21 protein-coding genes and 1 riboswitch are annotated in these 26644 nt (G+C 65.8%); of the genes, 7 read left to right on the top strand and 14 right to left on the bottom strand.

The features are described 5' to 3' along the window. Positions 1-50 precede the first annotated feature (50 nt). Complete coding sequence (locus tag AC4D2W_RS02485; RefSeq protein ID WP_490925329.1) at positions 51-1064, top strand: alpha/beta fold hydrolase; 1014 nt, start codon at positions 51-53, stop codon at positions 1062-1064. Between the two features lie 143 nt (positions 1065-1207). On the opposite strand, the gene AC4D2W_RS02480 is transcribed toward AC4D2W_RS02485, so the two are convergent. From AC4D2W_RS02480 to AC4D2W_RS02450, 7 genes are all read right to left on the bottom strand, one after another. Then, positions 1208-1339: a hypothetical protein gene (locus tag AC4D2W_RS02480; RefSeq protein ID WP_490925328.1), complete on the bottom strand. Its 132-nt coding sequence runs from the start codon at positions 1337-1339 to the stop codon at positions 1208-1210. 301 nt (positions 1340-1640) lie between these two features. Then, a complete protein-coding gene (locus tag AC4D2W_RS02475; protein ID WP_490925327.1) occupies positions 1641-2906 on the bottom strand; it encodes an acyl-CoA dehydrogenase family protein in 1266 nt (421 codons plus the stop codon). Between the two features lie 172 nt (positions 2907-3078). Further along, positions 3079-4317, bottom strand: a complete 1239-nt coding sequence (locus AC4D2W_RS02470; RefSeq protein WP_490925326.1) for a cobalamin-independent methionine synthase II family protein — start codon at positions 4315-4317, stop codon at positions 3079-3081. Between the two features lie 430 nt (positions 4318-4747). Then, positions 4748-5080 carry a histone-like nucleoid-structuring protein Lsr2 gene (locus AC4D2W_RS02465; protein ID WP_490925325.1) on the bottom strand — a complete coding sequence of 111 codons (333 nt, stop codon included), beginning with the start codon at positions 5078-5080 and terminating at the stop codon, positions 4748-4750. 261 nt (positions 5081-5341) lie between these two features. Then, a complete protein-coding gene (locus AC4D2W_RS02460) occupies positions 5342-6853 on the bottom strand; it encodes an MDR family MFS transporter (RefSeq protein ID WP_490925324.1) in 1512 nt (503 codons plus the stop codon). A 115-nt stretch (positions 6854-6968) separates the two neighbouring features. Beyond that, positions 6969-9461: an ABC transporter permease gene (locus tag AC4D2W_RS02455; RefSeq protein WP_490925323.1), complete on the bottom strand. Its 2493-nt coding sequence runs from the start codon at positions 9459-9461 to the stop codon at positions 6969-6971. A gap of 2 nt (positions 9462-9463) precedes the next feature. Then, positions 9464-10219: an ABC transporter ATP-binding protein gene (locus AC4D2W_RS02450; protein WP_490925322.1), complete on the bottom strand. Its 756-nt coding sequence runs from the start codon at positions 10217-10219 to the stop codon at positions 9464-9466. Between the two features lie 161 nt (positions 10220-10380). On the opposite strand from AC4D2W_RS02450, the gene AC4D2W_RS02445 reads away from it, so the two are divergent. The 3 genes from AC4D2W_RS02445 (at position 10381) to AC4D2W_RS02435 (ending at position 13625) form a co-directional block, all read left to right on the top strand. Beyond that, entirely contained in the window at positions 10381-11661 is a 1281-nt protein-coding gene (locus AC4D2W_RS02445; protein ID WP_490925321.1) for a sensor histidine kinase, read from the top strand. Next, positions 11649-12293, top strand: coding sequence for a response regulator (locus tag AC4D2W_RS02440; RefSeq protein ID WP_490925320.1), 645 nt, complete (start codon positions 11649-11651; stop codon positions 12291-12293). Before AC4D2W_RS02445 ends, AC4D2W_RS02440 begins: the two co-directional genes overlap by 13 nt. A 238-nt stretch (positions 12294-12531) precedes the next feature. Beyond that, positions 12532-12684: riboswitch (cyclic di-AMP (ydaO/yuaA leader) on the top strand. An 8-nt stretch (positions 12685-12692) separates the two neighbouring features. Beyond that, a complete protein-coding gene (locus AC4D2W_RS02435; RefSeq protein ID WP_490925319.1) occupies positions 12693-13625 on the top strand; it encodes a LysM peptidoglycan-binding domain-containing protein in 933 nt (310 codons plus the stop codon). A gap of 161 nt (positions 13626-13786) precedes the next feature. On the opposite strand, the gene AC4D2W_RS02430 is transcribed toward AC4D2W_RS02435, so the two are convergent. The 6 genes from AC4D2W_RS02430 to AC4D2W_RS02405 all read right to left on the bottom strand — a co-directional run bounded on the left by AC4D2W_RS02430 (position 13787) and on the right by AC4D2W_RS02405 (position 22087). Further along, positions 13787-14368 carry a hypothetical protein gene (locus AC4D2W_RS02430; protein WP_490925318.1) on the bottom strand — a complete coding sequence of 194 codons (582 nt, stop codon included), beginning with the start codon at positions 14366-14368 and terminating at the stop codon, positions 13787-13789. 70 nt (positions 14369-14438) lie between these two features. Then, positions 14439-15881: a sensor histidine kinase gene (locus tag AC4D2W_RS02425; protein WP_490925317.1), complete on the bottom strand. Its 1443-nt coding sequence runs from the start codon at positions 15879-15881 to the stop codon at positions 14439-14441. Between the two features lie 32 nt (positions 15882-15913). Continuing rightward, on the bottom strand, positions 15914-16582 hold the full coding sequence (locus tag AC4D2W_RS02420; protein WP_490925316.1) for a response regulator transcription factor: 669 nt from the start codon (positions 16580-16582) through the stop codon (positions 15914-15916). Positions 16583-16621: 39 nt separating this feature from the next. Next, positions 16622-17689, bottom strand: a complete 1068-nt coding sequence (locus AC4D2W_RS02415) for an FUSC family protein (RefSeq protein ID WP_490925315.1) — start codon at positions 17687-17689, stop codon at positions 16622-16624. 184 nt (positions 17690-17873) lie between these two features. Continuing rightward, positions 17874-20552: an ATP-dependent helicase HrpB gene (gene hrpB / locus AC4D2W_RS02410; RefSeq protein WP_490925314.1), complete on the bottom strand. Its 2679-nt coding sequence runs from the start codon at positions 20550-20552 to the stop codon at positions 17874-17876. 68 nt (positions 20553-20620) lie between these two features. Then, positions 20621-22087, bottom strand: coding sequence for an HNH endonuclease (locus AC4D2W_RS02405; protein WP_490925313.1), 1467 nt, complete (start codon positions 22085-22087; stop codon positions 20621-20623). Positions 22088-22449: 362 nt separating this feature from the next. Between AC4D2W_RS02405 and AC4D2W_RS02400 the strand changes: the two genes are divergently transcribed. The 3 genes from AC4D2W_RS02400 to AC4D2W_RS02390 are packed head-to-tail and all read left to right on the top strand — an operon-like array spanning position 22450 to position 24125. Further along, entirely contained in the window at positions 22450-23016 is a 567-nt protein-coding gene (locus tag AC4D2W_RS02400) for a DUF4334 domain-containing protein (RefSeq protein WP_490925312.1), read from the top strand. Further along, on the top strand, positions 23016-23819 hold the full coding sequence (locus tag AC4D2W_RS02395) for a putative protein N(5)-glutamine methyltransferase (protein WP_490925311.1): 804 nt from the start codon (positions 23016-23018) through the stop codon (positions 23817-23819). Before AC4D2W_RS02400 ends, AC4D2W_RS02395 begins: the two co-directional genes overlap by 1 nt. Positions 23820-23858: 39 nt before the next feature. Beyond that, positions 23859-24125, top strand: coding sequence for a hypothetical protein (locus tag AC4D2W_RS02390; RefSeq protein ID WP_490925310.1), 267 nt, complete (start codon positions 23859-23861; stop codon positions 24123-24125). Here the strand turns inward: AC4D2W_RS02390 and AC4D2W_RS02385 are convergent. Beyond that, positions 24119-26569, bottom strand: a complete 2451-nt coding sequence (locus AC4D2W_RS02385) for an alpha/beta fold hydrolase (RefSeq protein WP_490925309.1) — start codon at positions 26567-26569, stop codon at positions 24119-24121. The two genes, AC4D2W_RS02390 and AC4D2W_RS02385, sit on opposite strands and share 7 nt — an antisense overlap. Positions 26570-26644: the final 75 nt, after the last annotated feature.

Here is a 26644-nt window from a genome sequence, read left to right as displayed (position 1 = left end):
GCTGCGTCCGCAGTGACACGGACACTCCGCAGCCACAGGGGAGGGACGCGATGACCATGGATCACGACGTTTACGATCTCGGTGACGTACTGCTGCAGTCCGGCATGTCGCTGCGGAACGCGCAACTGGCTTACAAAACGTACGGCGTTCTGAATTCCGACCGCAGCAATGCCATCCTTTACCCCACCTGGTTCTCCGGTCGCCACTGGGACAATGAATGGCTTATCGGGGAAGGAATGGGACTGGACCCGACCAAGTATTTCATCGTGGTGCCCAACATGCTCGGCAACGGATTGTCCTCCTCCCCCAGCAATTTCCCCGAGCCCTCAAACGGTCCTCGTTTTCCCGACATCACCTTCTTTGACAACGTCGCCTGCCAGCACCGCCTGGTGACGGAGCACTTCGGAATTGACCATCTGCGCTTGGTGCTGGGCTGGTCCATGGGTGCTGGCCAAACCTACCAATGGGGCGTCAGCTATCCGGACATGATGGACGCACTGCTTCCCTTCTGCGGCTCGCCCCGAACGGCACCGCACAACATCGTTTTCCTCGAAGCGGTCCGGGCGGCCATCACCGCTGATTCAGCGTGGCAGCAGGGGTGGTACCAGGCCGAGCCGAAGATCGGCCTGCGGGCGGCTGCGCGCGTTTACGCCGGCTGGGGCTTTTCCCAGGCCTTCTACTGGCACCAGGAATGGCGGAAGCTGGGGTTCACCTCGCTGGAGGACTTCCTGGTGGGCTTCTGGGAAGACTTCTTCCTGGACAACCGGGACGCCAACAACCTGCTCACTATGCTCTGGACCTGGCAGCACGGAGATGTGGGAAAGACACCCGGCTTCGACGGGGACACGATTGCCGCGCTTGAGTCCATCCGAGCCCGGACCCTCCAGATGCCGGCGGAAAAGGACCTCTACTTTCCGCCGGAGGATGAGGTGTGGGCGTCCGAATACATCCCCAACAGCGAAGTGCGGGTAATTCCCGGCATCTGGGGACACTTTGCCGGCGGCGGGAAAAACCCCGCCGATACGGCCTTCATAGATCAGGCGGTCAAGGAACTGCTCGGCTGACACCGCCGGATGTTTCTCGATCCCGGGCACCGGAAATACGCTTCCCCAGATTGTCCAGGCCGTTCCGGATCATAGCGCCGTACCCGTCCTCCGGCAGATCCGGGCAGTGCGATGTGCCGGCCTCCCAGTGTTCGCCCGCCAGTTCAACCTGCCCACGGCGGAGGTATCCGTCGCCCAGTGTTGTCCCAGCTTGCCGTGAGCACCCGTTTGCCTTCCACGGTGTCCCCGCCAAGCGCTGTACCCACCGCTGCGAGCACTTCATTCCAATCAGCCATGTCTCCCCTGCGTTCCCTGAAGGCGATCTGCAGCTCCCTGTTCTGCGCTCAGCCTACCCAGAAGATCCCGCCGTCAGAGAAATGTTTGTGCCGGTGTGGAGGGGGTCGTGCGCGTTGTCTGTTTCGGCACGGTTTGGAACATGAGGCTATATCCGGATAATTGGATATGAATGGATGGAAATGGATACGAAATGAATAAAGGGGAGGCGCGGCCCTCGGATGGCTCCGCGGACCGCGCCTGCTCTCCTAATCTGCTCGGCGGCTCAACAACCGCCGCGCCCCTCACTCAGGCAAAGGCTCCTCAGGCAAAAGCCGAGAACCCCGTGATGTGCCGCCCCAGGATCAACGACTGCATGCTGTCCGTGCCCTCATACGTGAAGACCACTTCCATGTCCGTCAGATGCCGGGCCACGTGGTTCTCCAGGAGCAGTCCGTTGCCGCCCATGATGTCGCGCGCTTCCGAGCAGATCCAGCGGCCCTGGCGCGCGGCGAACATCTTAGCCATTGAAGCCATCGGTCCGGTCATATTGCCCTCGTCGCCAAGCTCATTCAATCGAAAACAGGTCAGCTTGATGGCGGTCAACTGGGCCAGCATGTTGGCCAGCTTGTTCTGCACGAGCTGGAAACGCCCGATTTCCTTGCCGAACTGCACGCGCGTCTTAGCGTAGGACACGGCGATCTCATAGGCGGCAACAGCATGTCCCAGCGCTTCCCAAGCCACTCCCCCGCGCGTGGCTGCCAGCACCTTATTGACGTCTTTGAAGGAATGACAGTTTTCCAGCCGGTTTTCCGCCGGTATCCGCAGTCCCTCAATAACAATGTCGGGCTGGAGCACCGCACGCTTGCCCATCTTTCCGGTAATAACCGTGGCGTTGTAGCCGGCGGGATGGTTGCCGTCGGCATCCTTTTCCATCACAAAAGCTTTCACCGCGCCGTCGGCTTCATCGCGGGCATAGATGACGACGACGTCGGCAAAGCTTGCGTTGCCGATCCACCGTTTGCTGCCGTTGAGAATATAAACATCCCCCTCGCGGCGGGCGGACGTTTCCAGTGAAACGGAGTCGGATCCGTGCCCCGGCTCGGTCAGTGCGAACGCTCCGATCTTCTCAAACCGGGCCATGGACGGCAGCCAGCGCTGCTTCTGCTCGTCACTGCCGAGCATGTCGATGCTGCCCATGGCCAGGCCGGAGTGGACACCGAAGAACGTGTTGATTGAACCGTCTCCCCGGGCCAGTTCGGCAGCAGCAGTGGAGGCTGCCAGCCGGGTCAGTCCGGGGCAACCGTAACCCTTGATGGTTCCGCCGGCGATGTTCAGGGCGGCGAGCTTGGGAATCAGTTCATAGGGAACCTCTGCACGCTCCCAGTACTCATTGATGACCGGCAACAGATCATTGTCCACGAAGGCGCGAACCCGGCGCTGGACGTCCTTGGCCTGGTCGTCCAGGAGATTGTCCAGCAGGTACAGGTCACTGTCGACGTCCTGCACGTTCGTTGGGTCAAAGCTGAAACCGGTGTTTTCCGGCTGCTCGAAGGTCTCAAACTGCTCAGTTGTTTCGGCGGTCGTCATGTCGGCTCCAGCGCATCGTTGAGTGGTAACTGATCGTTTAGTAACCGAGTATGGGGGTGATGCCGGGAGCCGTCAAGGGCCGATGTGCAGGGCGGGAGCGGGCGGCTGCCCTTCCGCCGCCGCAGATGCGGGAGACAGCCGCAAGGCCGGCTCCCGCACTCTGGCGATTCAGCTACCGGATGGACGATGCACCGGCGAAAAGCCGGTCCGTTGCGATTTGCGCGCCGCGGCCCAAGGATTCCAGCTTGGCTACGGCAATATCGGGATGAATGCGTCCGCCCAGGCCGCAGTCCGTCCCCGCAATAACGTTTTCACGGCCAACAAGGCCGGCAAACCGCTCTATCCTCTGCGCCACCAGCTCCGGATGCTCCACCACGTTGGTTGCATGCGACACCACACCGGGAACCAGGAGCTTCCCGTCCGGCAGTGCAGTCTCGCGCCAAATGGCCCATTCGTGTTCGTGGCGGGCATTGGCTGCCTCGAAGGAATAGGAACCCGCGTTGATTCCCAGCACCACATCCACAATGTGCCTGAACTCAATGTCCGTGGTGTGCGGCCCGTGCCAGGATCCCCAGCACACATGGAAGCGGATTTGCTCCTCCGGCAGCCCGCGCAGCGCGTAATTGAGGGCTTCGACGCGGATCTGCGTGAAGCTCCGGTAATCCTCGACACTGGGCTCGGGGTTGATCTGGTCCCAGTTCTCCGCAATGGAGGGGTCATCAATCTGAACGGTCAATCCGGCATCAACAATGGCTTTGTATTCCTCGCGCAGGACATCAGCCCACGCGTAGATAAACTCTTCCTCGCTCTTGTAGTGCTGATTGCCGATCCGGCTGGCCGAGCCCGGTGACAGGGCGGTGATAAAACCGGTGGAAAGTTCTGCAGCTTCCAGGCCGGCCTTGAGGTTGGAAATATCAGCGGCCAGCGCGTCATGTCCGCTGTAGCTGATGGGTCCGGTTGCTGTGGGAAATGCCGTGGCGTTCCGGCCGAGCTGAATTCCGCTTTCCGGATCGGAGTAGGCACCGGAGAATCGGGTCCAGTCCCGCCGGTCGGCAAACGACGTGAGCCGAATGTTTCCGGGTTCGCTGCGGAGGGGGCCGGCCGTGATGGGATTGAATTCGGTAAGTTCCAACCCGGACGTGCGTTGGAAGCTGTATGTCCACCAGGCGCCGTAGTCCACGGCATTGGACATCGCCTTGCCGTATTCCCCGTCTCCGGGGATCGTAATCCCCAGGCTCTTCTGGCGCTGGACGAGGTCAACAACGGCATCGGTCAACAATGATTCAAACTCCGGTGTACGCGCCAGGGTGAAACCGTCGTCGGCATAGGTCCGCGCAGCATTGGCTGCAATAAGCTCCGGTGTCCGGGGCAGGGAACCGGCATGGCTCGTGGGAATGTGGTCGTGCGTCATGGCATATTCCTTCCATCGTTCCTGCCATTAGCACCTTTCCGGGAGGAATATCCCGGGGGAAGCTGCAGCGTCGCGGAGGCAGGTCTCTCAGCTGCTCTGGATGGTGTGGGACTAAATTTTCCCACCGGCAACGCGGGTGCGTCCCCTCCCCGGGTTTCCCCGGGTGCCGAGCGGAAGGGCTTAGCAGCCAGCATGGCCGAACGGGACCAAAAATCCCAATGGCGCGTTATATGACCGGCACCCCAAGAAATATGGCGGAGTATTGCGCAGCTCGGTAAAGCGGCCCAACTCCGTAAAACGGCCTGCTCGGCCCAACTCCGTAAAACTGCCCTGCTCGGTAATACGGCGCAGCGCGGCAGTCCACGGCCTCACGAACGAACGCGTGACGGGGCTGCCGCGCTGACTGCCGCGGAAAAAGATACGGAGCTATTCAGTGCTGCGCTGCGCTGTACGCTTCGCGGATTTCCTGGCTGATTCGTCCGCGGGCACTCGGCTTGTAGCCGTTGGCAGTAGCCCACTCACGAATCTTTCGGCTGTCATCGCTGCGGGGCGCGGCGTCCCGCCGCGCACTGCGTCCGGTTGAACCGCCGCGCAGGCGGCGCCCGGCGGAAATATAGGGACTCAGTTTCTCCCGAAGTTCAGCTGCATGCTCCGATGTCAGGTCAACTTCGTATTGTGCACCGTCCAGGGCCACCCGCACAGTTTCCTGTGCATCTTCCCCGGTAAGGTCATCAATCAATAGGATTTGTCGTTTCTGGGCCACGTGATCTTGTCCCTCTTCTGATAATCCTGAACCACCCCTGTCATTCAGCTTAGTCGTCGGGCTCACTCAGAATAGGCTGCAGGGCTAATTCAGCTTTAACAGTGGATAACTAATCCCCAAAGGGCCCCCAGGCCGCCGGCCGCGGGAAGAACCGGGCCGGCGGCGCAAAGGAAAATGCTCAAGTATTTCCCGGAAGTGGAACCCGTCTAAAGCACGTGTCCACTAACCGGGAAGGCCGCTCCGGACAGTTATGTTCCGGGCCTAGTGGACCGCCACGCCGTCGGGCAGTTCATTGACGGGCCGGCGCACAAAGAACGACGCCGCCAGGGCCACCAGGGAGATGACCGCACCCCAGAAGAATGCCGTATGCACACCGGCAGCAGCGGCCTCAATAGCGGCTGCTCCGTCGTTGATTGCTGCGGTGGTGCCGGCCGTCATCAGGGTGATGAATACCGCGGTGCCCGCCGCCCCGGCCAGCTGCTGAAGCGTATTGATAATGGCGCTGCCGTGCGAGTAAAGCGACTTGTGCAATGAGCCCAAAGCCGAGGTGAAGAGCGGCGTGAAAATGAATCCCAGGCCGGCATTCAGCAGGCAGTGCAGCGCGATCACCACGGGGACGGGGCTGGTCTCGTCCAGCGTCGTCATGCCCCACAGTGCGGCACTGAGCATCAGTGCACCGGGAATGACCAGCGGCCGGGGGCCGAACTTATCGAAGAGCCGGCCCACCACCGGCGACAGGATCGCCATGACGGCGCCGCCGGGAAGGAGCAGCAGACCAGTGTCCAGCGTGCTCAGTTCCAGAACATTCTGCAGGTAGAGCGGCAGGACAATCAGGCAGCCGAACAATGCCATCATGGACACCAGGACCATGACGATGGCAACCACAAAGGGCTTGCTGGCAAAAGTCCGCAGGTCCATGAGGGCCTGGTCCTTCCGCTGGAGCACCAGCTGGCGCAGGATGAACCCGGCCATGGCCAGCACTCCGGCGGTCAGGGGAATCCACAGCGGCATCAGTGCTTTGCCCTGGGCGGCTTCGCCGATGCTGCTGAGGCCAAAGATCAGCCCGCCGAAGGCGAAGGTGGAAAGCACAATCGAGAGCACGTCAAAAGGAACCTTGCGGGGCTCGGTCAGGTTCTGGACCTTCCAGGCGCCCACGGCCAGGGAGAGCAGGGCGATCGGCAGGACGAGCCAGAACATCCAGCGCCAGTCCAGCGCGTTGAGGATGATGCCCGAGACGGTGGGGCCGATGGCAGGAGCCACGGCGATAACAATGGAAATGGTCCCCATCATTTGCCCGCGCCGGTGGGCGGGGACAGCGTTCAGGACGGTGGTCATCAGCAGCGGCAGCATAATGGCAGTTCCGCCTGCCTGAATGATGCGGCCGCCGAGCAGCGTACCGAACCCCGGTGCCAGGGCGGCCAGCAGCGTGCCCGCGCTGAACAGCGACATGGCGGTCATAAACAGGCCGCGCATGGAGAAGCGCTGGAGCAGGAAGCCGGTGGAGGGAATCACCACGGCCATGGTGAGCATGAAGCCGGTGGTGAGCCACTGGGCGGTGCCGGCGGTGATGTCCAGGTCCGCCATGAGGCGCGGCAGTGCCACGCTCATGATGGTTTCGTTCAGGATGACCACGAAGGATGAGACGAGCAGGAGCCCGATCACGGTCTTGGTGCGCGGGTCCAAGGCGTCAGGTGCGGCGGGGGCGGTGCGGCGCTTGGAGGTGCCGGACGACGGCGGCGCGGAGGTGGCGACGGAAGACGGGTCAATACTCAAAAGGGTGGAATCCTGTTCACAGTGGTGTGCGGTCAAATCGGGGCGTGCCCGGGATGCAATCCCAGGCGGCTCCCGTAAGGGCGCCGCCTAGGCGGCAACCTGCTCTTTGACCGGTTTATTCCCGCGCCCCGCGCAGCGCTGCATGGGTGGCGGCGGCGACGGACCCCAGGCCCAGCGCCGCCGTCGTTCCGGCCAGCAGAAGATAAACGGACGGCACAATGGTGGGCAGCGGCAACCCGGACACGTTGACGGCAATACCCATCAGCGGCGGCAGGGCCATGGCGGTTCCCAGCACGACGGCGGCGAGCACCAGCAGCAGCGATTCCATTCCCGTCATTCGCCGCAGCTGGCTGTTGGATGCGCCCAGTGCCCGCAGCAGCATCAGCTCCGGACGCCGCCGCGCCGTGGCCATGACCAGGCTGTTGACCACGGACAGTCCCACGTATCCCAGCAGGACCAGCAGTCCCACTACGGATATCCAGGATTCGGCTTTGCGTTCCGCAGCGCCGGCGGCACCCAGCTGGCCGCTGTCTGATGTGTTCAGGCCCAGCGCGGCAATGTCCGCCGTCAGCTGTGCGGCGTCCGTATTGTCCTCCGCGGTCACCAGCACGTAATCGCTCAGCCCCGTCGTGGTGTGTTCGCGAAGCGTGCCGTTGGCCACCGCCAGATCCCCGAAGCCCAGCCCCCGTGAATAGGTCGCGGCGACGACGGCGGTTGCTTCGGTTCCGTCTCCGTAGGAGAAGGTGAAGTTTCCGCCCACGTCAGTGCCGGTGGATCTGGCGAGGTCTTCGCTGAGGGCCACCGTTCCCGGCTCGGCCAGCCGGTTCAGCGATCCGTCATGTACGCCAAGGTCCAGCGCGGACTCCGGATCCTGCGTTCCCAATCCGGAGATCATGTAGCTCTCAACGGTTTCCTCCACTCCCATGAATGTGGTCGGGACAAGGGCTGCCGACCGGGCAACGGGTGTTGCCGCCCGCACTCCCGGCACTGCAGCAACCTCCCCGGCAAGATCCGCGGAGATCCCCGAGCCCGGAGCGGACACCAGGTACTGGGCCACCATGCCGTCGCGGGACTGCCGTACGGCCTCGCTTTCCACGGTGGCGGGCATGAACAGCTGCACTGATCCCAGGGCCACTGCCAGCGCCAGCGGAACAATGCCCGCCGCCAGCCGGCGCGGAAACGCCGACGCATTCGCCTCGGCCAGAACCATCGACGCGGACGGGCTGCGGCGCAGCAGCGGATGCACTGCTTTGAGGATCCCGGTAACAATCCACGGGCCGAGCACGCCGGCAGCGATGATCAGCAGCAGAACGCTTCCCGCTGCTGCGGCCAGCCCGCCCAATCCGGGAACAGCCAGCGGCGTGAGCGCCGCCAGCAGTCCGGCACCCAGCAGAACCAGTCCCGTGACCGTCCGCTTCCTTCCCAGCGCAGGGGTTTCAGTGGCAGCTTCCCGAAGCGCCGTCGTTGGAGTGGCCCGAACCACTCCGCGCGCTGCCACCAAAGCGGCACCAGCCGCGGCCGCACAGGCGAGCACCACGGCCGCAAGGGCCGGAAGCGGGCTGTAGGCAAGGGCGAAATCTTCCGGGATGACACCGCCGGCTGCGAACTGCCGTGCCAGGAGTTGGGCCAGCCAGAATCCGGGCTGCGCCCCCAGGACTGCGGCAGCTCCGGACACCAGCAGCACCTCGCGAACAACCATGCCCAGGGTCTGGCCCGCCCCGGCGCCCACGGCACGCAGGAGGGCGAATTCCCGGCGCCGGCCCAGGATGGACAGTGACAGGGTTCCGGCGGTCACAAAGAGCGCCGTCATCACGGCGGTTCCCGCCAGTGAGGTGCTGAGCAGCAGCAGTGTTGAACGGCCGGCACCGCCCAGGGTTTCCACGTCTCCGCGGCGGTCTCCGGTGTAGCCGACGACGCCGCCCACTTCCGTTTCGATGGCCGCCGCGAGCTTTTCGGGTGTTGTTCCCTCCCGGGCGATCACACCCACCGTGGCAACGCTGTCGCCGTGCGGCCACAAGGCAGCCGCGCCTGCGGAGCTGAGGAAGACGGCCGGTGTGGCAGCGCCGGCGGCATCCTGTTCGGCTGCATCCTCGGCGGCGGCTACTCCCGACACCAGGTACTCCGCGGGCTCTCCCCCGTGGGACAGCACGATACGTGCGCCCGGTTCAACTCCGAAGGACCCGTCCAGCACAACCTCGCGGGCTCCCTGCGGGGCACGGCCGGAAACCAGCGCATACGGGGCCAGCTCCGCCGATTCCCAGGCCGCGGCCTCCACGCTCCGGCCTTCGGCGCTGACCAGCGGGATACTAACGGTGCCGATCGCCCGCTCCACCCCCGGTACGGCGGCAACGGCAGAAACCGTGTCGGCCGGAAGCAGGACGCGTTCGGCGAAAGGCACCGCAACGTCCTCCGGAACGGGCATCGACTGCGGAGCCCCGATCACGACGTCGGCACCGGCAAGGCGCTGCGGCGCGGTTCCTCCGCGCAGCCCGGATTCAATCAGGACTCCCATGGCGGTGATCAGCGCCGCGCACAGGAACACGGCCACAAAGACGCCGGCGAACCCGCCGCGGTTGTGCCGGATGGATGATTTGGCAAGTGCCAGCATGTCTACCGCTCCCCCAGGTAAGCCACGCGTTCGGTGACATCCCGGACGCTGGCATTGGCCAGGCTGCCGTCCAGGCGCCCGTCGGCGAGGAAAATGACGGTATCGGCGGAGCAGGCGGCCACCGGGTCATGGGTCACCATCACCACGGTCTGGCCCAGATCCGCCACGGTGTGCCGCAGCAGGTCAAGCACCTGCCGGGCTGTTCCCGAGTCGAGAGCTCCGGTCGGCTCATCGGCAAATACCGCATCCGGCCGGGTAATCAGCGCCCGGGCAATCGCGGCCCGCTGCTGCTGCCCGCCGGAAAGTTCCTGCGGCATCCGGTCATTCAGCCCGCTCAGCCCCACAGCTTCCAGCACATAGCCAAGCCACTCCCGGTCCACGCTGCGGCCACCCAGCAGCAGCGGCAGCGTGACATTGCGGGACACGGACAGCTGGGGCAGCAGGTTGTAGGACTGGAACACGAATCCCACATGGTCCCGGCGGAACGCCGTCAGCGCCCTCCGGCGCAGCTTCGAAATGTCAGTGGACCCCAGCAGCACCCGCCCGCTGTCCGGAGTGTCCAGTCCCGCGGCCATCTGCAGCAGGGTGCTCTTGCCGGACCCGGACGGGCCCATGACGGCAGTGAAGGTTCCGGCCGGAACAGCAAGGGACACCTCATGCAGGGCGGTCACGCGTGCGGTTCCCGTGCGGTAGCTCTTGGCCACCGCCTCCAGCTGCAGGGCAGCCGGTCCGGAAAACTCAGTGGTATCGGTGTACATGGGCTTCATCCTCTTCTCTGGCGGGCGGTCTGCTGCCGCCGCTTTTCTCCTGCCATTGACGCTACGGAGAAGGACCGCGCCGGCCGATACAGCCAACACCCCAATCCGGGGTATAGCTGGCTATACCCACGGTGGAACGGGGGCAGGGCATAATCGGGCAGGTGAGCTTTCTTTCCCGCGCCGGCCTGCAGTCCCGTCTTCGGGATATTGGCTTCCTCCTGCGCGAGGCCATGAACTGGCCGGCGTCGCTGGGAATCCTCGTAGCCGGCGTCGTGCTGCTTCCGTTCCTGCCGCTGGGCGTTGGCCTGTACGCGGTTCCCCGCCTGCTGGGAACCCTCAATCTGCTCGCTGCCCGGGCCCAGGGCCGCGCTGCACGCTATGCCGGCGCCGTCGTGCCCTTTGACCGCCGTTATCTGGAGGGCAGGAAGAATTTCGGCGAGCTGGCGGCGCTGGTCAGTGCACCGGAAACCAAGCGGGATGTTTCCTGGCTGCTGTTCCACTGTGCTTTTGCGCTGCTGGCCGGCTGCCTTGCGGTGGCCCTGCCGCTGGCCGCCGTGCTGTATATAGGGACGGCACCGTGGTGGCCGCTGTTTCCGCAGTCCGCGCCGCTCGATTTTGTAGTTCCCGTGACCAGCTGGCCCGCCGCAGGATTCACCGTCCTGCTGGGCCTCGTCTACGGCGTTGCCGCCTGGCTGTTGCCGCCGTGGATGGCCCGCCGGCTCAGCGGCGGCACGCTGGCGATCCTCTCGCCCCGCCGGTATGACGAACTCGCCCGCCGGATCCAGGATCTTTCCGCAGCCCGCGCCAGCGCACTGACGGCCCACGCAGCAGAGCTGCGCCGCATCGAACGTGAGCTGCATGACGGAGCGCAGAACCGGCTGGTGGGAGTGGTGATGATGCTCGGGCTGGCGCAGCGGGCGGCGGAGACCAATCCGGCTGCCGCAATGCCTTTTATCGGGCGTGCCCAGGACGCCGCCACCGAAGCCCTGGCCGGTCTGCGGGAAGCGGTGCACGACATTTATCCGCCGGTCCTGGATGAGCTGGGCCTGGGCGGAGCGGCATCTGCACTGACCAGCAGGTCCCCCATCAGCTGTTCGCTGGACGTGCAGGGACTGCAGCGTGCTCCCGCAGCGGTGGAATCCGCCGCCTACTTTGTCCTGGCCGAAGCCCTGACCAACGCCGCGAAACATTCCGACGCCTCGCACATCGAAGTGCTCCTGCGCACAGAAACCGCACCGCGCGAGGATGTGCTGGTGGTCCGGGTGAACGACGACGGGCGCGGCGGCGCTGCCGTTGCGGGTGCCGGCGATCCGGCGGCCGGGTCCGGCACCGGCCTGGCCGGAATTGCCCGCCGCGCCGCAGCCTTTGGCGGCACGTTGTATCTGACCAGTCCGCCCGGCGGGCCAACCGAACTAAGGGTGGAGCTTCCATGCGCCTTCTGATCGCCGAAGATGATGCTCTGCTGCGCGCCGGGCTTGAGCTGCTGCTGCAGGGCGAGGGATTTGAGGTGGTTGGCTCCGCGGACAATGCCGAGGACCTGCTGGCAGGCTTTGAACCCGGCAGTGCCGACGGCGCCGTCCTTGATGTGCGGATGCCGCCGACCTTCACCAACGAGGGGCTGCGCGCTGCCCTGGAACTTCGCTCGCGGGTGCCGGACTTTCCGGTCCTTGTCCTGTCCGCTTATGTTGAGGACCGGTACGCAAGCCGGCTGCTGGCCTCCGGCGCCCAGGGTGTGGGCTACCTCTTAAAGGAACGCGTGGGCAAAGTGGGCGATTTTGTCGAGGGCCTGCGCCGGGTCCTGGCCGGCGGAACCGTCATGGATCCGGAGGTCATCGCCCAGCTGTTCAGCCGGCGCAGCACCCGTGACCCCATCCGGTCGCTGACTCCCCGCGAGTTTGAAGTGCTGGGGCTGGTGGCCGAGGGCCTGGGCAACACCGCCATTGCCCGGACCATCTCCGTATCCGAGACAGCGGTCAGCAAGCACATCGGCAACATCTTCGCGAAACTGGGCCTCTCGCCGTCGGACAGCGGCCACCGCCGCGTACTGGCCACGTTGGCGTATCTGCGGACTTAGCCGTACCTGCGGACCCAGGCGTATCCGGGGACCTAAACGGCACTAAATCCCCGTGCTGACGCGGGTTCGGGAACCTCCTGTGCCGGCACCCACAGGCCACTCCAGAGGTGCCACTCACGCCTCCGTGCGAGCTTCGTTACTAAATAGTTACCATCCCGTAACCGTCTTGTACGGTAGTACTCATGCCGTTATCTGAAGCGGCTCCCTTGACTTGTTACCTAGCTCTGCCGCTGGTCAAGGTCCACAGATTTCACACTTCGGCAGAGGCGGGGGAACCACTTACGGGTTCCTTATGAATCCTTGGGGTTAAGTCAGCCGAGGTTTCTTCGGCGGACCGGATGACTCCCATCCGCATCCGACAGCTCACCTCGCAGGTATCGGGAGAGGTAACTTATTTTGTTGAACAATACTCGTGGAACCCACAGCGCCGACAACACCGGACTGTGGACTGCACTTGCAAACGCCACCACCGGCAAGGCCCGCACCATCGGCACCGCAGCAGCTGTCCTGGCAGCAGGCTCCGGCCTGGTCCTCAGCATGGCCGGCCCCGCTTCGGCAGGCGTCGTCGCCAACGACTCGACCGAGTCCTACACCGCCCCTGCTGCTGTAGCCGCTCCGGCTGCTCCGGTAGCTCCCGCAGCTGCTCCGGTTGAGGCTCCTGCCCCCGCCGCAGCATCCACCCACGTGGTCCAGTCCGGCGACACCCTGAGCGCCATCGCCAGCACCTACGCCGTCACCCTTGACGACATCCTGGCGCTGAACGGCCTTTCGCTGGATTCCATCATCTACCCCGGCGATGTCATCACGTACGCCGGCGGCGCTGCTGTTGAAGCTGCTTACGCCGCACCGGCTGCAGTGTCCTACGATGCTCCTGCAGCAGTGTCCTATGACGCTCCCGCTGCAGCCTCCTACGCCGCTCCGGTGGAAGAGACCGCCGCCGTGGCCGACTTCAGCACCTTCAGCACGCAGGCTTCCTCCGTGACGCCGGCTGCCGCTCCCGCTGCTAGCGGCACCAACGCCATCATGCTCAGCTCCGCATACGCCCAGATGGGTGCCGTCCAGGACTGCACCATTCTGGTTGAGGTTGCCCTCCGGGCAGCCGGCCACTCGGTTGGCGACCTGGCTCCCGCGCAGCTTGCTGCTTACGGAACCCCGGTTTCCGACCCCCAGCCGGGCGACATCGCCTACTACGCCGACGGCGGCATGGGCGTTGCCCACATCGCCATCTACGTAGGCAACGGCCAGGCCATCCACAGCGGATGGGGCGGCAACCAGACTGTGCTGCAGAGCGCCAACGTTGGTTCCGGCGCCGTGTACTACCGCGTAGCGTAATCACGCACTAGCTCCCATCGGAGCGCGGGAAGCGAACGGACCTGCAATCTGATGGATTCATAAAAAGGAACGCCCGGCCAGCTGGCCGGGCGTTCCTTTTTGCCGTTGAGCGTTTACTTTGACGTGCGCGGATGTGCGCGCAGTGTCAGGTCCGCCGGAAGTCAGGCTTCCGGACCGGTCTGGCCGTCCTGCTGTTCCGGGCTGTCCTGCTGTTCCTGGGAGTCCGGGGCATCCTGCTGTTCCTGGGAGTCCGGGGCGTCAGAGTGATGCCGGCCGCCGTGGCCGTGCCCGGGACCGTCTTCGATCATGCCGTCGCGGGCAGGCCCGTCGCCGTCGCCGCGGACATCTCCGTCATCGTCGCGCACCTTGCGGTCGCCGTCGTTCCTGCCCTGATCCGGCGCGGATTCCCCGTCTGAGTTCTCCTCCTGGGTGTCCGGGTCTGTCTCAGTTCCCTGATCCGTCTTGTCCTTATCCGCCTTGTCTGGCTTGTCTGCCTTGTCCTTCTCTGCCTTGTCGCCGCCGCCGTCGCGCTCGTGCCGCGTCTCGGCGTCGGACTCAGACTCCGATTCGGACTCCTGGCCCTGCTGCTCCTGCTGCTGTTCAGTCACAGAGGCCTGTTCCGAATCCGCAGTTGTGTCGGCCGTGGCCATACCGGCAAAAAAGGAGCCGACCAACAGGACCAGACCGCCAACTACGCCCAGGATCCATCCCAGCGGGCCCCTGGCCTTGTCCCGAAATGCCATCGTTTCATGCACCTTTCGAAGAGTGGATGTGCTGACACTCTTATTTTCGGAGCCGATTCTTCGAAGATTCTTAGACCCCGCGCCGTCCCCCGGCCAGGGGAAGGCGAACTTCCACCACGCCGCCGGAGCGGCCGACGGCTGCGGGTTCTCCCCCGGCCGGCAGGGCGCGGACACTGCCGCCATAGCGGGCAGCGATTTCCGCTACGAGGGCGAGCCCCAGCCCGTAGTGTCTCGGCGCCACGTTGTCTTCTCCTACGCCGGCGCCGTTGCCTTCAGTGCCGTCCCCTTCGGTTCCGTCCCCTTCGGTTCCGTCCCCTTCAGTGCCGTTCCCTTCAGTGCCGGTGCCGTCTCCGTCGGCGCTGCCGCCCTCTGCGCCACCCGTTTCCCGGTTTCGTACGGAGGCAAACCGTTCAAACGCCTGCCGGGTAAAGCCTGGCGGAAATCCGGCTCCGTCATCGGCGACGCGAATCACAGCAACGCGTCCGCTGCTCCCCACGGAGAACCGCACGAGCGACCGGGCATAGTCCAGGGCGTTGGCCCCGAGCGCCGTGAAGATCCGCTGCAGCGCAAACTGTCCGCCCAGCACGGTTATTTCGGGAGCCGGGGCGTCCAGCTCGAGCGTCAACCCGCGCCGGAGGGCTTCGGGCTCCAGCGAGCTCACGGCGGACCGCGCCAGAGGCACCAGGTTAACCGGCTCCGGAGGTCCGGAGTGCCGGGGATCCGCGGACATCAGCAGGTCCTCGAGGATGCCTGTGAGTACTTTGGTGTCCTCCACGATGTCATCGGCAGCCTCGAGTGCTCCCTCGTTCACAGTGACGTCTTGCAAGTCATCAGCCTCCCCGCCGGAGGGGGTCGCTGAGGACGAAGAGGAATTCGACAACCGGCGCCGGAGCAACTGGGCACGGGTGCTGAGAAGGGTCAGCGGTGTCCGCAGTTCATGGCTGGCGTCGGCCACGAACCGACGCTGCAAAGCCAGCGCTTCAGCCATGGGCCGCATGGCAGCCCGTGCCGCTGCGGCGGAAAGAGCGCCCGCCACCAACCCGGCAGCCAGCACCGACACCACCAGCGCCAGTGCCAGGCGGCGGAGCTGTTCCGTGGCCTCATGCGTATCGACTGCGGCCTGCACCACATCACCGCCGCGCCGCACAGTGAGGACTTCGTACGTCCGGTCTCCGGCGGACACGGTGTCCCGCCGGGATCTGTCCGTACCGGCAACCTCGGCCAGCGCTTCCTGGTCCGGCAGGCCCGACGGCATGTTGCGGGAAACCGCCAGCCTGCCGTCGTCGTACACAGCCAGGAAGACGTCCAGCGGCGCCTCCCGCGGAGAATCGAACTGCACCGCTGACATCAAAGTCTGCTCGGCGGCCTCACGGGTTTGAGTGGAAACCAACCCGTAAACCAGGACGGCGGCCAGACCCAGCAGCACGACGGTCAGCGCCGTGAACTGGGCTGCCAGGCGCCCGGTGGCTTGCCGCAGCTCGGCTTCCTCCGGGCTGCGCTGTTTCCGGGCCACGGCGGCACGCTTCGCCGCCGGCCGCCCGAACCTCATGTGCGGGCGCCGAGCCGGTAGCCGATGCCGCGCACCGTCAGCACAGCATCCTTACCCAATTTCCGCCGCAGGTAATGCACATAGGTGTCCACCACGCCGTCGTCGTCGGCTTCCGGAAAGACCGCTTCCAGCAGGTCGGCACGCGGAAACACCTGACCGGGCCGGCGGGCCAGATGCTCCAGCAGTGCGCCTTCCCGGTCAGAGAGCAGCACCACGTCCCCGGCGTCCGTGGTGACCGTGCGGCCGGTGGTGTCCAGGGTGCCGCCGGGCACGGGCAGCACCGGAACCCGGGCAATATTCCGTCGCCGCAGCGCCCGCAACCGAGCCAGGAGCTCGTCGATGTCGAACGGTTTGGCCATATAGTCTTCGGCCCCGCGGTCCAGGCCTTCCACCCGGTCCGCGGCATTGCCCAGGGCAGAGAGGATGAGCGCCGGTGTCAGCACACCGCGGCTGCGCAGCCGCGTGAGAACGTCCAGTCCCTCGATAGCGGGCAGGCCGCGGTCCAGCAGCAGGACGTCGAAGGGTTGGGTCAGGCCCTCGTGCAGTGCGCGCTGACCGTCAAAGGCCAGCGTCACCAGATAACCCTCCGATTTCAGGAGGTCCGCCAGCATCCTGGCCAGCCGGCGGTCATCTTCCACGACGAGGATCCGGGGTCGGTCCGTCATGCCGAAAGTCTATTGGCCGGACACGCGGCGGGTCCGGTGTCAGTGCCGGTTTGGGGGTTGGCCGGGGCCAATTGCCGGTTGCGTGACGGCTGTGGAGGGCAATGCCTTCGCCTTGCGGGAGGTGGTGAGCAGGACAACGACGACGGCGACCGCCGCGCCGATGGTGGTTTCCACCGCCCGGTCCACAGTGAGGTCCCAGACCGGCTGGCTTGACACGAAACCGGTCATCAGCAGCGCTACAGGAGTCAGGAAGATCATGGCCAGCCCGTAATGCCGGATCACGTAGACCTCCCCGGCGAACTGGAGCAGTGTCAGCAGGACGGCCAGCTGCACCGGGGTCCAGTCCGGCTGCAGCAGCAGGGCGGAGAGCAGCACACCTGCGTAGGTTCCCACAATGAAATGTACGGCCCGCAGTGGAGCCCGCGCCGCATCAGCGGCGGCGATCGGGGCACACGCCGCCAGCATGGCCCAGTAGCTGTGTCCCGGTCCCACCAGCGCGGCGAGGGAACCGGCGGCGGCGACGGCCGCGATGTACCGGCCTGAGTGCTTGAAAATTGCTTTCCAGTCCGGTGCCGGCCGCGGTGTCAGGGGAAGCACGGGGGTATGCCTGCGGGCGTGTGCCCGGCCGGCGATTCCGAGCAATATGGCCGTCAGCGCGCTCCCGCCTGCCGCCAGTGCGGCTTCGCCGGGGGAACCGGAAAAGGGTGCGGCGGCGGTCGCAGTGAAAGCGAAGATGTAGGTGAACGGTCCGGCCGGGCGGACACGCAGATAGTCGGCGGCAACGGAGATGATTCCGGCGATAAGGGTAGCGGCCGCCACGACTTCCCATCCGCTCCGTCCGGCCAGCGACATGGTCACTCCGGCAACCACGGTCAGGGTCATCAGGGCACCGGACTGGGTTTGATGCCGAAGCCGGCGCCAATGCGGTTCACTGCGGCCGAAGACTCCCGTCAAGGACCCGAAGATGGCACACATCGTCAAGTCGGTGCGGTCGAGCAGGATCAGTACCAGGAGCGGAATCAGCAGCCCCGCAGCAACGCGGACTGCCGGAATCCGGTGGCCCCGGCCAGCCGGAACCGACAGGAAATTATGAAGGGAGTGGATCACGGAAAAACGGGCCTTTCACTGCGGCTGAAGAGACAGGTCGCCGCTCTTCCAGCCTACGAGTGCACTTCGCTCCGGCAGCGGAACACCCCACGTGATGCCTGTCGCAGCGGGGCAGCCCCGCCGCCCCGCTACCCCGTAACGCCGCCGCCCCGCAGCCCCGCTACCCCGCCGCTCCGCCGCCCCGCTACATCCGGGCCTTGGTTTTGGCAGTCGCCTTGGCCGACCAGGGGTCCTCGGGCCAGGGGTGTTTGGGATACCTGCCGCGCATCTGGGCCCGCACCTGCAAATACGGTCCGGCCCAGAAGGATGCCAGATCATCGGTCACAGCCAGCGGCTGGCGTGCCGGGGACAGCAGATGGAACAGCACGGGCACCCTGCCCTGGACCACGCGCGGGGTTTCCGCCCAGCCGAAGCACTCCTGCAGCTTGACCGCTACAACCGGTCGGCCGCCGTCGTCGTCGGGTTCCGGATAGCTGATCCGGACATTGGAGCCGCTGGGAACGGCGAGGCGTTCCGGTGCGAGCTCGGCCAGCCGGGAAGCCTCGGGCCACGGCAGCAGGCGGCGCAGTGGTTCTGTGAGGTCTATGCCGTTCACCGAGGCGCCTGCGGCGAGGGCCGACAGTTCGGGAGCCAGCCAGTCATCCAGACGGGCCAGCAGCGCCGGCTCGGAGACATCCGGCCACGGCTCCCCGAGCTCGCGGCGGATCAATGCCATACGGCGCCGCAGCGCATCCGCGGCGGGAGAGAAACCAATGATGCCCAACCCTTCCTGCTTCAGAGCCCGCGCCACTGCCGCCCTGCCTTCGGCCGCCGTCGGCCGCACCGGTGTGGAGGACAGCACGATCGCCCCGAGGCGGCGCTCACGCCTGGCGGTGACCCGGCCGGACACGAACCGAGCTTCAACCGTGTCGGTAAGCAGGTGCTGCGCCGCGGCAGCGGCAGTTTCTCCGCTCAGCGGTGCAGCCGAGCGAATCACCGCTCCGGTGCCGGCGGCGTCACGGCCCTGGGCGCGGGTGACTTCGGCGACTGCGAGCCATTCGTGGCCGGTCAGCGGGCTGCCGGCCGGCAGTCCGGCGCGGGTTCCGGACGAGAGCAGGTAGCGCTCCGGTCCTTCCCCGGGCACCCTGCGGGCAAGGCGGTCCGGGAACGCCAGTCCGACGACGAATCCCATGGTCTCCGAAACCGGAACATCAGCTGGATCCGAAGGACGGATTGGATTCCCGGCAGATGCTTTTTCGCCCCTTGACCCTTCACGGCGGACAATTCCCTGCATGCGCCGCACGTCCTCGGACCAGCGGCGCTCTCCCGGCTCCCGTCCGGACCGCAGGGCAGCCAGGAGCCGGGTAAGGTCAGCGCCGGGTGCACGGTGATCCCCTGCGACCAGTGCTACGGCCTCCGCCGCAGTGCGGGCTCCGACCACCTTGGAGCCGTCCAGCAGAGCCCTTGCCAGGCGGGGATCGGCGGGGATCCGGGCCAGGGTCTTGCCCACACGGGTGACGGCTCCGGAAACATCCACGGCGCCGAGGGTCTTCAGTACAGTTTGGGCATCTTCCATGGCTGCGTGCGGCGGAGCATCCGGCAGCGCCAGGCCTTCGCCTCCCGGCGAGCCCCAGCAGGCCAGGACGAGAGCTGCGGAGGTCAGATCCGCCACGGAAATCTCGGGCGTTTGATGTGCCGGAGCTGCACCGAAAGTTCGCTCGTCATAGCAGCGAACCACACGGCCCGGTCCCTGCCTGGCAGCACGTCCGGCCCGCTGCTCCGCTGAGGCCCGGGAACAGGAAACGGTCACCAGGCCGGACATTCCGCGCGCTGCATCCCGGCGCGGTTCGCGGGCCAGCCCGGAATCGATGACCAAGCGAACTCCTGGTACGGTCAGGGAGGACTCGGCCAGGCTGGTGGAGACGATGATCCGGGGCCGGTCTCCTGCTGCTCGGCCGGATACCGCGCGGTCCTGGTCCCGCGGATCGATCTGTCCGTGCAGTTCCAGGACTTCGGTTCCGGCGCCGGCGCGGCTGCGGATACGGGAGGCGACGGACGAGACTTCCCAGGCTCCGGGAACGAAAACAAGGGCGTCGGCCTGCGGGTTCCCGGTCAGGAGTTCGGCGTGGGCGGCAGCCGCTGTGTCGGCAACGTGGTCCAGGAAGGTCCGCGTCACCCCGCGCTCGTCCAGACGCAGGGAAGGAGCTGGCTGCCAGCGGATGTCCAGCGGATAGAGGGCAGACGGACAGCCGACAACGGGGACCGGGCCGCCGCCGTCGTTCCCGATCAGCGAAGCAAAACGCGGCGCGTCCAGTGTGGCGGACATGGCCACCAAGGTCAGGTCCTCGCGCAGCTGCCGGACCTCGGTGAGCATGCCCAGCAGCAAGTCCGTTTCCAATCCGCGCTCATGCACTTCATCGAGGACGACGGCGGTGATGCCTTCCAGCCCCGGATCGGTTAGGAGCCGGCGCAGCAGGATACCGGGGGTTACGAACTCGACGATGGTTTCCGGGCTGGTGTGGCTCTCGCCGCGCACCGTATAGCCGATGCGGGCGCCCACCGGGCTGCCGTCCAGCGCGGCGAGCCGGCGGGCTGCCGATCGTGCCGCCACCCGGCGCGGCTGCGTCACGACAATGCGCGGCGGCCGTCCGGCTGAACTTTCCTGCAGAGCCAGAAGATTGGCAAGCAGTGGCGGAACCAGCGTCGTCTTTCCGGTTCCCGGCGGAGCCTGCACAACTGCGGCGCTCTTCCCGTTTTGGGGATCAAGGGCGGAGAACAGATCGGCGAGCGCCTCCGCGAAAACCAATCCCGTCCCAATGTGCTGAAGGTCGAACGGCACCTGCGGGAGGAAACTGGGGATGCCGGATATCTGCGGTGTGCTCACATCCCCTATTCTCTCGTGTATTGCCTCATGCCCAACCTCATACCCCACCCCGTGCTTGGCCAAGGTGTTCACTTCAAGCCCGGCGGCCGCGGCGCAGTGGAACTATAGGCATGGCCCGTGGGCGTGGTGATGACCACCGTATGTCGGCCCTCGGTGCCGGTCCGTGCACTCCAGTCCGGTGCTTCCTTGGCCTGGTTGCATGCCTCGCACAACCCCTGGATATTCTCCGCCGAGGTCGCCCCGCCCTTCCGGAACGGAACAATATGGTCGTAATGCCGGATGGGAGCCCCGCACCACGGCATACGGCAAACGTGGTCGCGGGCTGCGATGAAGCGCGCCAAGCCGCGCGGTACCAGCCGTCCCCGGGAATCCATTCCTGTCAGCTGGCCCGTCTCCGGCACCGCGTATAACCGGCGTAACCACACCTCGGTCCGCGGATCCGGCCGTACCGGATGCTCTGGCGCCCTTCCCCATTCGGATGCCGGTCCGGCATCTTGTGAAGGGCCCGAAAGTGCTGTTGCCGTCCGGCGGGAGACAGATGCGGTGGTCCGCGCATTGGTCTCTGCAGCGTCCTTGCCGGGTTCTGTTCCGGCCTTGCCCGGCTTTGTTCCGGCCTGGCGCGGCTTTGTTTCGGCCTGGTTCCCGCGGATCAGGTCCCTCGCCCACTGCGCCGGCACCATTCCGTACCCTGCCAATACGGCAGGCTCCGAACCGTCCGGAACCACAACGCCTCCGCGGCCGGTCTCTTTCCCTTCTCCACCAACCGGATTCGGCAGGACGCCGGCGAGCAGGGACCGGTCGGTCATGATCAGCTGCACCTCCACCCGCACATCTTCAGCGCGTGCCTGTCCGGTGACCCGCTCCACCAACGTGTCGGCCATGATCTGGCCCCGGCTCCGCGGATCCCCCGCCGCCCGCAACCGATCAGCCTCCCGGGACAGAGACGCGAATACTCCCACCCCCTGGGACACCGGCAGCAACCCGGTCAGATAGGTCATGGTGTCCGGCGCCGGCCGGCATGACACATACCGCTCCGAAACCGCCTTCGCCGCACGCTTGACCACTGCCTGCGGATCCAGGCCGTACGACAGTGACTTGATCCGGGCAATCAGCTGCCGGTCTCCCAATGCCTCCAGCTCATTGAGGTTCCCTGCCACCGTCTCATCCACATGCTGCCGGTCCTCCAGCGACAGGCACGCGGTCTCCCGCACCAGAAGCGTTGCCCGCCACTCGCTGATGACACCGGCGCTCAGGGCCCGGAGAGTGTACGGCATCTCTTCCGTGAGGATCCGAGCCAGCCCCAGCAGGCGCATGCCTCGGTGTGGAGACTCGCGGCGAGCCAACCCGATCTGCGCTCCCACCCCGCGGCCCAGATACTCTGCCGCTACCCCTGCCCGGGCCTGAGCCCGGCGCGTTGAAGCATCAAAGGCTGCAGCTGCCCGGGCCTGAGCTGCCGCAGCCGCTGCCTTCAATTCTTCCAACGCGCGGATCTCATCGATCAGCCGCGCCCGCTCTCCCGCTTCCAATGCTGCCAATCTCCCGTCAGCCGTCGACGTCCGCTCGGCCCCCGCCATCCCCTCGGGGTTCAACGTCCGCCCAACCGTCGATGTCCGCTGAATCTTCGATGTCCGCTCAACCGTCGATGTCCGCTCAGCCGCATCGAGGCCACCACTGCCGCAGCCGTGCTGCGGGATCAGCCCGGAAAGCTTCCTCGCTCCGGGCTGGGATCTCATCTGCCGCAAAGATTCGTACATGTGTTCTATTTTATTGTGCGATGACCTTTTCGGCGGCCTTTTCCATTACTGGTTCTTTACCCGTGATTACTGGCAGAGCACGTCCCCGCGGGGACAATAAAGAACCATAAGGGCCGACGGACAACAGATCTGAGGACCAAGGAATGGATCGCAACGATCACCATCCCGACACCAGGCTGAGCGAACTCAGGTCCGGCACCACCGCGGAACAAGCCCTGGACTTCTTCGATTCGCTCCCACCGGTGGGCATCGAAGAGCTCGAAGGCTTTTGGCAGGGTGCAGATCTGCCCACCGGCCACCCGTTCGACGGACTCCTGGGACCCCTGGGATGGCAGGGAAAGCAGTTTGACGGGCCCGACGGCGCACACCCGCTGGTCTTTGCCGACAGACGCGGAAGGCGCTTTGAAGTGAATCCCCGAGTTGTTCCGCTGGCCGCCGCCCTCCGGCTGGCGCCGTTGGTCCGCACACCAACCGTCCTCAGACCGCTCGCCGCCCGCATGATTCGGCCGCTGCTGCCGCTGGCCCGGACCTCCCAACCGAAGGCGCGCCTGCGCATGACGCAGTATCGCGGAGTTCTGAGCGCAACCATGATCTACGACGCACTGCCCGTCAACGACATATTCCGTCGGGTGAACAGCAGCACACTGCTCGGCGCCATGGATCTGCGCGGCCCCTACCCGCCGTTTCTGTTCACCCTCCGGCAAGACTGATGCGACCCTCCGAGGAATCACTGGCAGCACGGCTCCGCACGGCAGGCTGTGTGTTTGCCGAAGAGGAGGCCCGCCTCCTGCTCGCTGAAGCCGCCGGCTCCGCAACTCTGGATCAGATGGTTCAGCAGCGCTGCGACGGTTTCCCGCTTGAGCAGGTCCTTGGCTGGGCAGAGTTTTACGGGCTGCGGATACCGGTTGCCCCCAATGTCTTCATTCCCCGGCGGCGGACGGAGCTGCTCGCAGCCCGAGCCATTGCGCTGCTCGAAAGCCTCAGCCGTCCGGTGTTCGTGGAGCTTTGCTGCGGATCCGGGGCGGTCAGCATGGCCGTTGCCGCGCACACGACCCCCGCGCCGGAGGCTTACGCCGTTGATCTTCAAACCGCTGCCGTCACCTGCGCCGGCATCAATCTGGCGGGGCAGGCATCGGTTTTGCAGGGCGACCTGTTCGAGGCGCTGCCGTGCGGGCTCCGCGGCCGGATCGACGTCGTCGTCGCCAACGCCCCCTATGTTCCCACCGCCAAGCTCGGCACCATGCCCCCGGAGGCACGGGATTATGAACCCCCGCTGACTCTCGACGGCGGTGCTGACGGACTGGAGGTGCTGCGGCGCATCATCGAGTCGGCCCCTGCGTGGCTGGGGCCGGAAGGCTGGGTGCTGGTGGAGTGCAGCCGGAGTCAGGCCGGGGCTGTGGCTCATCTCATGGCGGCGCGGGGACTGCACCCGGGAATCGTCTGCGGGGAGGAACCGGAGGCAACAATCGCCGTCGGCCGCCGGTCACCTGGTAAAGCGGCACCGCAAAGATAGGGAAGACTGGAACCTCATCATCTCTAAAGGCGGAAACACTTGATCTCTCTTCAGCAGGACACCGACGGCTTCGTTCGCATGGACCGCCATTTTCCCCAGTCGGCGTCCGTCAGCATCAGCTTCACCGACGGAACCACCGAAATCATCACCGGCGAGCAGATGAACAAGGCCTACGACGCCGCCCTGGCGGATTTCCGCGAAAAGAACCATTTGGACGCCAAGGGATTCACCCGCATTGCAAAGAAGCGGGTCCTGGACAACAACAAGATCAACTTTGTTCCGGTTTCCCCCGGAATGGCTCAGTAGGCGGACCGTTCCGCGGCGCCGGCTGAGTCCGCTGCCCTGCCTGAAGCCAGGTGTCCGGTAACGAGCCGCAGCAGTTCGGGCACCACGGCGGAATGGAAGTAATGGCCCATGCCGGGAACCGTGGCCTGGCGTGCTCCGGGGATGGCGGCCGCTGTGGCGGCGCCCCCGCTGGGATGCACCACCGGGTCCCGGTCTCCGTGGATAATCAGCGCGGGAGCCTGGATTGCGGCCAGGTCGCGGGTGCGGTCTGAAGAAGCGTTGATGGCCCCCAACTGCCGGGATCGGGCAGTTCCCCGGTCCGGGTAGTCACCGCGGTCCCAGGCCAGCCCGGCCTGTTCGGTCTCGAAGCCGGCATCGGCAGGGTAAGTCCGGCCGGACAGATGGCCCATCAGGGCAACCCGCGACCGGATGAACTGCTCCCGGGTGCGCGGAGGCCGTGCCGCAAACCTCAGCTTGGTGGACAGGGACGCCTCGCCGATTCCCCGGGCACCGGTGGTTGAAATCATAGAGGTCAGGGTGAGGACCCGGTCCGGGTGATGGGCGGCCACGGACTGGGCAATCATGCCGCCCAGGGACATTCCCGCGACATGGGCGCGTGAAATCTCCAAGTAATCCAAAAGCTCCACGACGTCCTCCGCCATGTCCTCGACCTGGTAGGCCCCGGGCACCGGACGTCCCAGCGCCTGGTGCAGCAGGGACGGCGTGGGTGTTGCCATGCGGCTGGACCGGCCGGCGTCGCGGTTGTCGAACCGGATGACGCGGTACCCGGCTGCGGCCAAGCCGTCCACAAAACCGTTCGGCCAACAGGTCAGGTCCAGCCCGAGACCGGCGACCAGGACCACCGGTTCGCCGTCGTCCGGCCCGTTCACCCGGTAGCAGAGCCGCACCCCGGATCCGAGGGAAGCAAAGCGGTCCCCTTCCGGCTTGTTTGCGTCCTCGGCGGCCGTGAACTGCAAATACTCATCCACCACGTTTCCCTTCTGCAGATCCCTGCGGTCAGCCAGGAAGTTCATGGTCATCAGCCACGGCTCCTGCGTGCCCTGCCGCGGCAGGTCGGCCAGGCTGCGCTGGACGTACCCGGCGCCGAAATCCAGCAGCGGCCGCGTTTGAAGGCCCTCCGGCGTAACGGGGACAGCTGCGCTCAGCCCGTGCCGGTCCATGTGGGTCAGCAGGCGGGAGAACCACCGGGTCAGCAGCCCGACCTTCAGCGTCCAGGAGGCATTGGTATAGCCGATGGCAAAGGCCATGTTCGGAATGCCGCTGAGCATCACGCCGCGGTACGCCACATGTTCGGGCAACCGCACCGGAACGCCGTCGAGCCGCATCTGGATGCCGCCCAGCACCTGGACGATGAACCCGGTGGCGGTCACGACGACGTCGGCCTCCACCTCCTCGCCCGAGGCAAGCCGGATGCCGTGCGCACTGAAGCCGGCCGTCTGCCCGGTGACCATGGTTGCCCGGCCGCTGCGCAGGGCAGTGAAAAAGTCGCCGTCCGGCACGGCGCACAGCCGCTGGTCCCAGGGCTGGTACGGCGGGTTGAGGTGCGTGTCCACGTCAAAATCCGGGGGAACCACGCCGGACTGGATGCGCCGGATGGCCTTGCGCGCGGTACGCGGCCAGCGCTGGCAAAAGACCCAGATGGCGCGTTGCCGGCGGGCGCTGATTTCGGCCATGATGCGTCCGGTGCGTTCGGGTCCGACGACGCCGCGCAGCCGCCGCGCGATCGGATCCTCCGCGGGGATGGGCAGGATGTAAGTGGGGGTGCGCTGGATCATGGTCACCTCCGCGCCGAGGTCTGCGAGCGCGGGGACCAGGGTTACTGCGGTGGCACCGCTGCCGATCACCGCTATCCGCTTGCCCGCCACGTCCAGGTCCTGCGGCCAGTACTGCGGATGCACCACCGGACCCGAAAAGAGTTCCCGCCCCGGAATCTCCGGCGCATACCCCTGGCCGTAGTGGTAATACCCCGCGGCGTTAAAGATCCAGCCGGCCGAAAGATGCAGGATTTCCCCGGATCCGGCGGGTTCCCCGGCACCGCTTGCGCCCTCCCGCGGAGTCACGGTGCGTTCCACCGTGACGTTCCAGCGCGAGTCCCGGCTGGACCAGTCCGCCGCGAGGACCCGGTGGTGGTACCGGATAAGGGCATCAACGCCGTACTCCGCAGCGGTGTCTTTCAGGTACTGCAGGATGCTCGGGCCGTCGGCGATTGCTTTTTCTTCACGCCAGGGCCGGAAGTCATAGCCGAAGGTGTAAAGGTCTGAATCTGAGCGGACTCCGGGATAACGGAAGAGGTCCCAGGTTCCTCCCGGACGGCTGCGGGATTCCAGCAGCGCGATTGTCCGGCCGGGATGCTCCTGCCGCAGCCGGCACGCCGCGCCGATGCCGCTGAGTCCGGCGCCGATGATCAATACATCCAGGTGTTCCACGGTCTCTTCCGTTTTCATCACGACCCGTTCCTTCCCCTGCCGCCCGCCCGGTGCCACGTCCAGGTGCCCGGTTACCGCCGACCCTAGCTGACC

The sequence above is a fragment of the Arthrobacter sp. TJ-58 genome (assembly GCF_058269295.1).
The sequence above is the reverse complement of the archived record's forward strand: the minus strand, read 5'-3'. Positions and strand labels throughout refer to the sequence as shown.

Bases quoted from the DNA above. Each gene is read 5' to 3' on its own strand.
- AC4D2W_RS02485 (WP_490925329.1), top strand. From the start codon at position 51: ATGACCATGGATCACGACGTTTACGATCTCGGTGACGTACTGCTGCAG.
- AC4D2W_RS02480 (WP_490925328.1), bottom strand. From the start codon at position 1,339: ATGGCTGATTGGAATGAAGTGCTCGCAGCGGTGGGTACAGCGCTTGGC.
- AC4D2W_RS02475 (WP_490925327.1), bottom strand. From the start codon at position 2,906: ATGACGACCGCCGAAACAACTGAGCAGTTTGAGACCTTCGAGCAGCCG.
- AC4D2W_RS02470 (WP_490925326.1), bottom strand. From the start codon at position 4,317: ATGACGCACGACCACATTCCCACGAGCCATGCCGGTTCCCTGCCCCGG.
- AC4D2W_RS02455 (WP_490925323.1), bottom strand. From the start codon at position 9,461: ATGCTGGCACTTGCCAAATCATCCATCCGGCACAACCGCGGCGGGTTC.
- AC4D2W_RS02450 (WP_490925322.1), bottom strand. From the start codon at position 10,219: ATGTACACCGATACCACTGAGTTTTCCGGACCGGCTGCCCTGCAGCTG.
- AC4D2W_RS02440 (WP_490925320.1), top strand. From the start codon at position 11,649: ATGCGCCTTCTGATCGCCGAAGATGATGCTCTGCTGCGCGCCGGGCTT.
- AC4D2W_RS02430 (WP_490925318.1), bottom strand. From the start codon at position 14,368: ATGGCATTTCGGGACAAGGCCAGGGGCCCGCTGGGATGGATCCTGGGC.
- AC4D2W_RS02420 (WP_490925316.1), bottom strand. From the start codon at position 16,582: ATGACGGACCGACCCCGGATCCTCGTCGTGGAAGATGACCGCCGGCTG.
- AC4D2W_RS02400 (WP_490925312.1), top strand. From the start codon at position 22,450: ATGGATCGCAACGATCACCATCCCGACACCAGGCTGAGCGAACTCAGG.
- AC4D2W_RS02395 (WP_490925311.1), top strand. From the start codon at position 23,016: ATGCGACCCTCCGAGGAATCACTGGCAGCACGGCTCCGCACGGCAGGC.
- AC4D2W_RS02385 (WP_490925309.1), bottom strand. From the start codon at position 26,569: ATGAAAACGGAAGAGACCGTGGAACACCTGGATGTATTGATCATCGGC.